Source organism: Methylococcus capsulatus str. Texas = ATCC 19069 (assembly GCF_000424685.1).
In the GTDB taxonomy this organism is placed as follows: domain Bacteria; phylum Pseudomonadota; class Gammaproteobacteria; order Methylococcales; family Methylococcaceae; genus Methylococcus; species Methylococcus capsulatus.
On the sequence record NZ_AUKJ01000009.1, the window covers coordinates 1 to 10000 of the forward strand.

Annotated in this window: 11 protein-coding genes, 1 pseudogene and 1 other annotated feature; of the genes and pseudogenes, 1 reads left to right on the forward strand and 11 read right to left on the reverse strand. The window is 61.6% G+C overall.

Features of this window, described 5'->3' with window-relative positions; all coding sequences use genetic code 11:
• The 11 genes and pseudogenes from H156_RS16590 to H156_RS0102060 all read right to left on the reverse strand — a co-directional run.
• A pseudogene (locus H156_RS16590) lies at positions 1 to 878 on the reverse strand (IS3 family transposase); the annotation flags it as partial.
• Positions 484 to 600, reverse strand: a sequence feature (AL1L pseudoknot). (Overlaps the previous pseudogene by 117 nt.)
• 30 nt (positions 879 to 908) lie before the next feature.
• Entirely contained in the window at positions 909 to 1238 is a 330-nt protein-coding gene (locus H156_RS16365) for an RES family NAD+ phosphorylase (RefSeq protein ID WP_017364158.1), read from the reverse strand.
• Between the two features lie 203 nt (positions 1239 to 1441).
• Complete coding sequence (gene hpnR, locus H156_RS0102020) at positions 1442 to 2989, reverse strand: hopanoid C-3 methylase HpnR (RefSeq protein ID WP_017364159.1); 1548 nt, start codon at positions 2987 to 2989, stop codon at positions 1442 to 1444.
• 157 nt (positions 2990 to 3146) lie between these two features.
• Positions 3147 to 4034: an RNase adapter RapZ gene (rapZ, locus tag H156_RS0102025; protein ID WP_010960069.1), complete on the reverse strand. Its 888-nt coding sequence runs from the start codon at positions 4032 to 4034 to the stop codon at positions 3147 to 3149.
• 67 nt (positions 4035 to 4101) lie between these two features.
• The gene (hpf, locus tag H156_RS0102030) at positions 4102 to 4398 is read right to left on the reverse strand and encodes a ribosome hibernation-promoting factor, HPF/YfiA family (protein WP_010960070.1); all 297 of its coding nucleotides are present in this window, start codon (positions 4396 to 4398) and stop codon (positions 4102 to 4104) included.
• A gap of 33 nt (positions 4399 to 4431) precedes the next feature.
• Positions 4432 to 5895 carry an RNA polymerase factor sigma-54 gene (locus tag H156_RS0102035; RefSeq protein WP_010960071.1) on the reverse strand — a complete coding sequence of 488 codons (1464 nt, stop codon included), beginning with the start codon at positions 5893 to 5895 and terminating at the stop codon, positions 4432 to 4434.
• A gap of 81 nt (positions 5896 to 5976) precedes the next feature.
• Positions 5977 to 6702: an LPS export ABC transporter ATP-binding protein gene (lptB, locus tag H156_RS0102040; protein WP_010960072.1), complete on the reverse strand. Its 726-nt coding sequence runs from the start codon at positions 6700 to 6702 to the stop codon at positions 5977 to 5979.
• A gap of 4 nt (positions 6703 to 6706) precedes the next feature.
• The gene (gene lptA / locus H156_RS0102045; protein WP_017364160.1) at positions 6707 to 7225 is read right to left on the reverse strand and encodes a lipopolysaccharide transport periplasmic protein LptA; all 519 of its coding nucleotides are present in this window, start codon (positions 7223 to 7225) and stop codon (positions 6707 to 6709) included.
• Positions 7212 to 7736: an LPS export ABC transporter periplasmic protein LptC gene (gene lptC, locus H156_RS0102050; protein ID WP_017364161.1), complete on the reverse strand. Its 525-nt coding sequence runs from the start codon at positions 7734 to 7736 to the stop codon at positions 7212 to 7214. Before lptC ends, lptA begins: the two co-directional genes overlap by 14 nt.
• A 47-nt stretch (positions 7737 to 7783) precedes the next feature.
• Positions 7784 to 8359 carry a KdsC family phosphatase gene (locus tag H156_RS0102055; RefSeq protein WP_010960075.1) on the reverse strand — a complete coding sequence of 192 codons (576 nt, stop codon included), beginning with the start codon at positions 8357 to 8359 and terminating at the stop codon, positions 7784 to 7786.
• Entirely contained in the window at positions 8356 to 9348 is a 993-nt protein-coding gene (locus tag H156_RS0102060) for a KpsF/GutQ family sugar-phosphate isomerase (protein ID WP_010960076.1), read from the reverse strand. The genes H156_RS0102055 and H156_RS0102060 overlap by 4 nt, the downstream gene beginning before the upstream one ends.
• Positions 9349 to 9535: 187 nt before the next feature.
• Here H156_RS0102060 and H156_RS0102065 point away from each other — a divergent pair, with 187 nt between their 5' ends.
• On the forward strand, positions 9536 to 9943 hold the full coding sequence (locus tag H156_RS0102065; protein WP_010960077.1) for a septal ring lytic transglycosylase RlpA family protein: 408 nt from the start codon (positions 9536 to 9538) through the stop codon (positions 9941 to 9943).
• Positions 9944 to 10000 lie beyond the last annotated feature (57 nt).

A 10000-nucleotide genomic window follows, 5' to 3' on the forward strand; every position in this document is an offset into this window, starting at 1 on the left:
CCGGGCGTACAGGGCCTGCTCCAGTGCGTCCAGGACGAAGTCGGTCCGCATTGAATGACTGACCCGCCAGCCCACGGTGCGACGGGCGAACACGTCAATCACGAAGGCCACATACAACCAGCCCTGCCAGGTCGAGACGGAGGTGACATCCGACACCCACAGCTGATTGGGACGAGCCGCCTTGAATTGCCGGCTGACCCGATCCAGCGGGCATGGGGCGGCGTGGTCGGGCACCGTGGTGCGCACCACCTTGCCGCGCCGCACACCGGCCAGCCCCAACCGCTTCACCAGGCGCTCGACCGTGCAACGGGCGACCTGGATACCTTCGCGGTTCAACGGGCGCCAGACCTTGTCGGCGCCATACACCTACCTATTGGCGTGCCAGACCCGCTGAATTTCTCGCATCAGAACCGCATCGCGCCGGGCACGCGCGGGAAGCAGGCGGAGGTCGCGCTGCTGCGCCGCATGGCGCCAATACCCGGACGGGGCAATCCGCAAGACCTTGCAGATCGGCTCGACCCCGTGGCTGTCCCGGTGCCGGTCGATGAAGTCGGTCAGGACTCGAGCCGGCGGTCGAGCTCCGCCTGGGCGAAAAACGCGCTCGCCAGCTTCAGTATCTCGTTGGCCTTGCGCAGCTCCTTGTTCTCACGCTCCAGGGCCTCGAGGCGTTCGCGTTCGTCGGTCGTCACGCCAGCGCGCAGGCCGGCATCGATCTCATGCGTGCGTACCCAGGTGCGCAGGCTGTTGGCCGAACAGCCGATCTTCGGGGCAATCGATTCGATGGCCGCCCACAGTGACGGATACTCGCCACGGTGCTCCTGCACCAGGCGGACGGCACGTTCACGGACTTCGGGGGAATACTTGTTGGCTTTGCTCATGGCTTCATTCTCTCTAGAGTCAAAGCCTCCTCAAAACCCGGGGCGATTCAGGTTCCAGGTCTGCCGGTTGTTCCGGAAGGGATCGGGTGCCGACTTGAAAGCTTCGGGCGTCAGCAAGGCCAGGCAGAATCCGCCGGGATCGCGGACCGATTCGTAGCGGATGGTTTCGATGCCGGCTTGCCGGGCGTTCTCGGCAAGGGCCTGGGTCGCCGAGTAGTCGGAGGGATGCGTCCAGGCGGCACGGTTGGCCGACAGCGGCGGGCCGATTCGACGATCGCCTGGGTGAGAACCCGGGTGCGGTCTGTAGCGGGGGCGGATTCGGGTTGCAGCATCGCCGATACACTTTCGTATCGGAATCATTCTGAAGAGTATTCAGATCTGGTTGTGATTGCAAAGAATAAACTTGTTCCGCCCCAACGGGAATTTAGCCGGAACACAAAACGGTGCCGGACCGTCCGTTTCGTCATCAGAACGGCTGAAGACGAGGGGCGCCGCCGGGCGGATCGATGTTAGGGGCTGGTGCGGTGGCGACGGGCGACCGGCATATCTCCGGGCGTGCGTCGTCAACCGGTCGCCGCTCCCATCCGCCCCTCGTCCACGAATTTTTCCGTGGCATCGTCCAGGGCGCGGCTCTTGCGGCCCTGGCTGCGGTGGACGTACAGGGTCTTTGCCTCGATTTTTTGTTCCGTGGGGGTGGGGGGCAGAGTCATCGGGTATTTCACCGGTTGACGGTGGTCCGCCAGCTGCAACTCCGGGTTGAAGACGCTGTTGAATTTCCAGAGGCTCCGGAGGAAGTTGGTCTGCCCTCGTAGCAAATGGCCGCCGAGGATTTTCAGGGTGTCGCGCGCCGCGGCCCAGCCCATGTGCTTCTTGTAGAGCACCTGTTGGGTTTTCACCAGTTCGCCGTAGAACTCGGGCAGAGGAAGCCGGGTGGGGAGAACGGCATGCTGGATGTCGAACAGGCGGTAGTCGCGGGTCGTGAGCTGGCGGGATTCGGTGTGCCAGCTTTCTGTGCCAGGGTAGGGCGTGTTGACGCTGATGTTGACGATCTCCGGGATTTCCATGCACCACTGGCGGATCACCTCGAAGCGTTCCCTGTCCCAGTCGGGGTCGGCGATGAGGTTGATGGCGACGGTGATTCCCAAGGAACGGGCGAATTCCAGTGCCTCGAAGTTCTTACCGAGGCTGACGCGCTTGCGGAATTTCTGCAGACCTTCGGCGTCGATGGCTTCGACGCCGAGGAACATATATTCCATGCCCAGTCTTTTCCAGAGCTTGAAGACCTCCTTGTTACGCAGCAGGACATCGCCGCGGGTCTCCAGGTAGTACTGCTTCCTGATGCCTTCGCGGGCGATGGCTTCGCCGATTTCCATGCCGTGCTGGGCCTGGATGAAGGCAACGTCGTCGACGATGAAGATGCCGGGCTCTTTGATGCGTCGAAGATCTTCCATGATGCGCTCGGTGCTCATTACACGATAGCTGCGGCCGTAGAAGGTCCAGGCGCTGCAGAAGCTGCAGTCCCAGGGGCAACCCCGGCTGAATTCGATGGAAGCGCAAGGGTCCAGGGTGCCGAGGAAATATTTGCGGCGGTACTTCAGCAGGTCACGGGCCGGGAGGTGCTCGTCCAGGTTATCGGTGAAGCCGGGCGGCGGCCCCTCGCCTGTCAGGCTGACCACGCCGGGCACCTCGTCGATGTTGCCGCGCCGGGCGAGGGTTTCCAGCAGTTTGGGTGCGCCGGCTTCGCCTTCGCCCCGCAGCACGCAGTCGAGTAGGCCCTCCCCATGGTCCAGCAAGTCTTTGGCAACGAATGAGGCACTGTGGCCGCCGACGAAGGTGAAGCATTCCGGCAACCGGCTCTTGGCGGTCTTGGCCAGGTCAATGACTTCGGGAACGTTGGCCAGGTAGTTGAGGGAGAAGCAGACGACGTCCGGGCGCCAGGTGTCCAGTTCACGCAGGAAGTCGGCGTGTGACTCCACCTGCAGGTCCATCAGCCGGATGTCGTGTCCGGCGCGCCTCAAGGATTCAGCCACCAGTTCCAGGCCCAGCGGTTCGAGGCGCAGGAAGACCTTGGTGTACATGAGAGGACTGGGGTGTACGCAGAAGACCTTCATGGGATCTCGGCTCCTTCCTTCCATAGTTTTTTGAGGTTTATCGATGAAGACGCCGTCAGAGACGATGTCCGACGGCGCAAGCTCGGATCGTCTCACATGGACGGATTTCTGGCTACTGCGCCGACGGCGCGGGAGGATTTATGCGAGCGAGGAGCGCTTACTTGGTGCCGTGGCTCTCCTCGGCCGGTTCGGGGAGCTCCCGATGCCGCACCAGCAGGTTGTAGCGGTCGCTGTTCAGCCGTCCGGCCAGTGCTTCGACCAGATAAACGGAGCGGTGCTGGCCGCCGGTGCAGCCGATCGATACGTTGAGATAGCTGCGGTTTTCCGCCAGGAAGCAGGGTATCCAGCGTTCCAGGAACGCCGTGAGGTGGTTCAGGTAATCATGTACGTCCGCGCTTTCCGCCAGGAAAGCGACGACTTCCGGGTCTTTGCCCGTCTTCGGCCTCAGGCTGGCTGTCCAGTGCGGATTGGGCAGACAGCGGGCGTCGAACACGAAATCGGTATCCATCGGCACGCCGTGCTTGAAGCCAAAGGACTGGAGGCAGAGCGACATCAGGCCGCCGCTGGGGATGCCGACACGCTGGCGGACCAGTTCGCGCAGCTGGTGGATAGTGGTATAGGTGGTGTCGATGTGGAGATCGGCTCGGCTCAGCACCGGTTCCAGCAGGTGTCTCTCCAGCTCGATGGCTTCGGCCAGCGGGACCGAGGCGTCGGTGAGCGGATGTTTGCGCCGGGTCTCGCTGAAGCGCTTGAGCAGGGTTTCTGGCTCGGCCTGGAGAAACAGGATCCGGCAGTCCACACCCAGCTGCCGGGCTCTGCCCAGGATGTCGGGAAAGCCGGTGAGATTGGCGCTCTGGTTGCGGGCGTCGATGCCTATGGCGATCTTGTCGAACGCGCTCGACCGGGAGGCGATGGCTTGCTGGAGAAACGGCTCGATCAGGGGCGCAGGCAGGTTGTCGATGCAGTAGTAGCCACAATCCTCCAGTGTGTCCAGGGCGATGCTCTTGCCCGAGCCCGAGAAACCGCTGACGATGATGAGCCGCATTTTGGGGCTTTCCGGACCTTGCCGTGCCAATGCTCCGAAAAAGTATCACCGGGCGGTGACGGCTCCGTTACGGGCGGCCGTGGTCATTGAGTTTTTCCTTGTGCTTGAGGATCTGGCGGTCCAGTTTGTCGACGAGGCCGTCAATGGCGGCATACAGGTCTTCCTGGACGTCTTCGGCAAACAGTTGCGTGCCTGCCACCTGGACCGTGGCTTCGGCCTTCTGCAGCAGTTTCTCCACCGACAGGATGACGTGGACGTCGAACAGTTGGTTGAAATGGCGTTCCAGTCTCCGGAATTTCCCGATAGTGTAGTTTTTCAGGGCGTCGGTGACGTCGATATGGTGTCCGCTGATGCTGAGTTGCATGAGATTTCCCCGATGTCGGAACTTGAGTGGCGCTTAGAACAACTGCTTTCTTTCGTTGGACGGTGGAATGCCCATCGCTTCACGGTATTTGGCGATGGTTCGCCGCGCAACGTTGATGCCCTTGTCTTTCAGCATGCCGGCGATGGCATGGTCGCTCAAGGGACGGGTCGCGTCTTCCTTGCTCACGATTTCCTTGAGGAACGCCTTGATCGCAGTGGCCGAGCATTCGCCGCCGGAATCCGTGGACACGTGGCTCGAAAAGAAATACTTGAATTCGTAGATGCCATTGGGCGTGTGCATGTATTTCTGGGTCGTTACCCGCGAAATCGTCGATTCGTGCATGGAGACTTCTTCGGCAATGTCACGCAGCACCAGGGGTTTCATCGCGGTTTCACCGATCTCGAGAAACTCGCGCTGGCGGTCTACGATGGCGCGCGCCACTTTGAGCAGGGTTTCGTTGCGGCTCTGCAGGCTCTTGATGAACCAGCGCGCTTCCTGCAGATGATTGCGCATGGTCACGTTGTCGGAGCTGCTGTCCGCTCGCCGAATCAGGCCGCTGTAATAGGGGTTGACGCGCAGTCTGGGAGCGATTTCAGGGTTGAGGGCGACGGCCCATTCGGTTCCCTGCCGATAGACGAAGACGTCCGGGATGATGTACTGGTAGTCGTCCGGTTCCACCGCGCGGCCCGGTTTCGGGTCGAGGGACCGGACCAGACGGATCACTTCGGCCAGCTCGTCGTCGTCGAGCTCCAGCGCTTTCTTGAGCCTGACGAGATCCTTCTTCGCGAGCAGGTCGACGTGATGGCGGACCAGCTCGAGGGCCTGGGCGCGGTAGGGGGTGTTCTCGGGCATCTGCTGCAGTTGGATGCGCAGGCAGTCGGCCGGGTTTTCCGCAGCGATGCCGGGTGGATCGAAGTTTTGGATGCGGTGCAGAACCGCCCGGACTTCGTCCTGTTCGAGGTTTTCGAGTTGCGAGCTCAGCCCCTGGGTGATCTCTTCCACGGTGGCATCCAGATAGCCGTCATCGTCCACCGCATCGATGATGGCGGTTGCGATCGCATGGTCGCGCTCGGTGAAGGGGGTGAGCTCCATCTGCCAGAGCAGGTAATCCTGGAGACTTTGTCCCTTGCCCCGCTGTCCCAGGAAATCTTCGTTCTCCGGCTCTGCCGCGTTGCTGGGCGTGTAATTGTGCATGCCGTCGAAAACGTCCTCCCAGGAGGAGTCGACCGGCAGTTCGTCGGGGATGGTGGTCTGGGTGTCGAGATCGGGGAGCTCGGCGTAGGCGGGTTCGGCAGCGGCAAGCGGCGGCTCCTCGGTCACAGCGTTCAGGACGGGCTCTTCCTCGTCGGTGATTTCCAGCATCATGTTGGAATCCAGGGCCTGCTGGATTTCCTGTTGCAATTCGAGCGTGGACATCTGCAGCAGCTTGATGGCCTGCTGCAGCTGGGGGGTCATGGCCAGTTGCTGCCCCAGCCGAAGTTGCAGTGATTGTTTCATGATTGGTCTAACGCGCTGTCTTTCTGTGTGGTGCGATTATTGCTTATGTTAACGCATTGCGGCTGCGACATTAAAGCCGTTTCAAAGTGAAAAATTGTCTCCCAGATAGACCTGTCGGACCTCGCGATTGTTCACGATTTCGGTGGCATTTCCTTCGGCGATGACCTTTCCCGCGGCCAGGATGTAGGCGCGGTCGCAGATCCCCAAGGTTTCGCGCACGTTGTGTTCGGTGATCAGAATTCCGATTCCCCGGTTTTTCAGGTGTTCGATGATGTTGCGTATGTCGATGATGCTGATCGGGTCGACACCCGCGAAAGGCTCGTCGAGCAGCATGAAGCGAGGTTCGCAGGCGAGAGCGCGAGCGATCTCCACCCGCCGCCGTTCGCCACCGGACAGTCCTGCGGCGCGCTGGTCCCGCAAGTGGGAAATACTGAATTCTTCCAGCAGCTCTTCGATGATCAACTCCTGCTGTCCGCGCGTCAGATCCGGACGGAACTCCAGCACTGCCCGCAGGTTGTCGGCAACCGTCAACTTGCGAAAAATCGACGGCTCCTGAGGAAGGTAGCCCAGACCCAGTCTCGCCCGCGCATGCATCGGCATGTGAGTGATAGGGCGCCCGTCGATCGAAATGGTTCCCTGGTCCGGCCGTATCAGTCCGACGATCATATAGAAACTGGTCGTCTTGCCGGCGCCGTTCGGACCGAGCAAGCCGACGATTTCGCCTGTATCGATCGAGAGATTGACGCCATCGACGACGGTGCGCCGGTAATAGCGTTTGCCGAGGTTTTCTGCAATCAGGGTGCTCATCGGCTTACTTCGGTTTCCCGGCTTCGGCCTTCGGTGCCAGTTTGACGCGCACGCGTGATTTGTTCGACTGCGGATCGCCCGCCTTCACGAAATTCTTGTGGCTGTCGTACTCGATCCTGTCGCTTTCGGTGGAGTCGCCACCCTGCCAGACCACGGCCTTGTCGTACAGGATGAGAATGCCGGTTTCCGGGAAATATTCGGCACGCTGGCCGGTGCCGTGGATGTCCTCCTTCCCGCCGTCCGGCGTCTGCTTCAGACGGACCGGGTTCGCCCAGGCTACGACCTTTTCGGTTTTTCCTTCCTTCTGGTAGACGATCATCTTGTCCGAGTCCACGATCAGGCTACCCTGGGTCGAACGCACGTGGCCGACGTATACCGTCTGTCCGGTGGCTTCGTCGTAGGTGGCGGTATCGGCCTCGATGTAGATCGGCTGCTTGGCGTCGCTGGAAAGTCCGAATGTCAGGCCAGGCCAGAGGCAGGCCAGCGCAAGGGTGCCGAGCGTTCTGGTTCTAGCGCACGTCATGTTTTCTGCGGACATTGGAGAGAATGGTGATTTTGAGTTGATCGCCGAAGTGAACCTGGGCACCGTCGCCGGAGAGGAAATCGGGATCGCTGACGACTTCGACATGGTCGGCGGTCTCGGCGTAGTCCCGCTTGGGATCGACCACGGCGTTGCTGGTCATCACCCGGATCGCCCGGCCATTCCGGTCTGCCTCCCGCTGGATCAGCACCGCGCCTTCCAGGGCGATGGTCCCGTCCGGACGGAGGGTGCCATGTTCGGAGGAAACGACCCACGGGGGATTGTCCTCTTTCGAAAACATCGTGTATACCGGCGCCTTCAAGTCGGTGCGGTCGTCGTCGATGTAGTGCGTGAGGACCGGCGCCACCAGTAAATTCCTCGCCTTGCCGCTTTCATCCAGCGAAGTTCGCCGGATGTTGATGGAGAAATAGTCGACGGTGCCTTGTTCGGCACTCGCTTCGCCGTCTTCTTTGGGCTTGATCCTTTGCGCATACCAGGTACTGCCCAGTGCCACCAGAGCGAGCAGAGCGGTCGCGGCGATCTGCTGGCGCGTCGGGGTAATCAGAGGAACCTCGCCATCGCCAGATCGAGCGTGCCTTGAGCATGCATGATCAGGTCGCAGACTTCGCGCGCGGCACCATTGCCACCGTTGCGGGCTGTCAGCCAATGGGCCCGTTTGGCGGCCACGGGATGGGCATCCGCCACCGCCACGGCAAGGCCCGCCCGCCGGAAGAGCGGGACATCCGGTAGGTCGTCGCCCACGTGGGCGATCTGGGCATCAGTCAGTCCCAATTCCGTCTGCAGCCGGCCGAAGGCCTCGAGTTTGTCCTCGCAGCCCTGGAAGCAGTGCCTGACGCCCAGGCTCTCCATGCGGCGCCGGACGATTTCGGATTCGCGGCCGGAAATCACCGCGACCTCGACCCCGCTTTCCCGCAGCAGCCTGATGCCGAGGCCGTCCCGGGTGTGGAAGGCCTTGTATTCGATTCGCTGGAGGTCGAAGAACAAGGTACCGTCGGTCAGCACGCCATCGACATCGAAAATCACCAGCCGGATGGCCGCGGCGCGGGCCAGAACCTCCCGGCTTGCTTCGAAAGGGTGTTCCGCGCTGGGGTAACGACGTGTGTCCGGATTGCTCACAATACCCCCGCACGCAGGAGATCATGCATGTTGATCGCCCCGATCAGCCGCCCGTTTTCCACGACCGGCAGAGCGTTGATCCGCTTCTGTTCCATGATCCGGACGGCTTCGGCGGCGAGCAGGCTGCCTTCGACGGTCACGCAGGATCGGGTCATCACCGCGGTGATCGGGGTTGCGTGGATGTCCTGGGCTTTTTCCAGCAGGCGGCGCAGATCGCCATCCGTGAATACGCCTTGAATCGTACCGGCGCCATCGACGATCGCCGTCATGCCGAGCTTCTTCGCCGTCATTTCCAGCAGGGCATCCCGCACGCTGGCCTCCAGGCCGATGACGGGGGTATCGTCTCCCGTATGCATGATGTCACGGACGAAAGTCAAGAGGCGTCTGCCGAGACTGCCGCCGGGATGGGAAAACGCGAAATCCTCCCGCGTGAAGCCTCGCGCCTCGAGCAGTGCGACGGCCAGTGCGTCGCCCATGGCCAGCGCGGCGGTCGTGCTCGAGGTCGGCGCCAGTCCCAGCGGACAGGCCTCCTGTTGGACGCCGGTGTCGAGGTGGATGCTGGACTGGCGGGCCAGCGTTGAAAGTCGGTTGCCCGTCATGGCGATCAGCGGGATTCCGAGCCGTTTGATCAGCGGCAGGATGGTCAGAAGCTCTGCCGTTTCGCCGGAATTGGACAGCGCCAGCACGACGTCATTGCGGGTGATCATGCCCAGATCGCCGTGGCAGGCTTCTCCGGGATTGACGAAGAATGCCGGCGTGCCGGTACTGGCGAGGGTCGACGCTATTTTCCCGCCGATATGGCCGGATTTGCCCATGCCCGTGACGACCACGCGGCCGTGGCAGCCAAGAATCAGCCGGCAACCGGCGGCGAAGTTCGAGTCGATGCGGTCGGCCAAAGCGCTTATCGCGGCCGCCTCGGTATTGATGACGTTGACGGCGAGCGCACAGAGGGTACGTTCGTCGAGCGCCGGATACTGTGGGTTCCCCATGGATGGTGATGATTGCTGTGTGCACCAGGAATTATGCCATATCCTTGATCGTCTGCCGGTGACCCGTCGGGGCGTTCCGTCTGCCAAGGCAGTCATAAGGGATTGTCTCGAAGGTTGCCTGCGGTCGCGGGTGTTGTTTATCATGCGGCCGCAATATCCCAACGAAGCTCTTGCAGGAGGTCGACTGATGCAAGTGAACGGCAAGATAGCGCAGGGTGTTTTATCGCTCGTGCTGGCGGCCAGCTGCCATTTGGTTCAGGCCAAACCGCTTCATGAGAAGCATGAAAAAAGAGACCGTAGCGTAGGTATGGCTTCCTACTACAGCGACCGGTTCCACGGGCGGCGGACCGCGAGCGGTGAACGCTATAACCGCGACGCCCTGACGGCGGTGCACAATTCCTTTCCTTTCGGTACTCTCCTTCGCGTCACGAATCTCAGAAACCATCGCAGTGTGCTGGTTCGCGTCAATGACCGGTCGTCGCGCCGTCATGGCCGGCTTCTCGATCTCTCCAAGCGCGCTGCCAGGGAATTGGGCTTTCTCGGGGCGGGACTGGCGCTCGTCAAGCTCGAAGTCGTCGAATTGGGCGCGGGTTAGTCGAAACCGCTTCACGTCTTTGCCTGATGGCTCGGCCCCGGTCGGAACGGGGGGCGT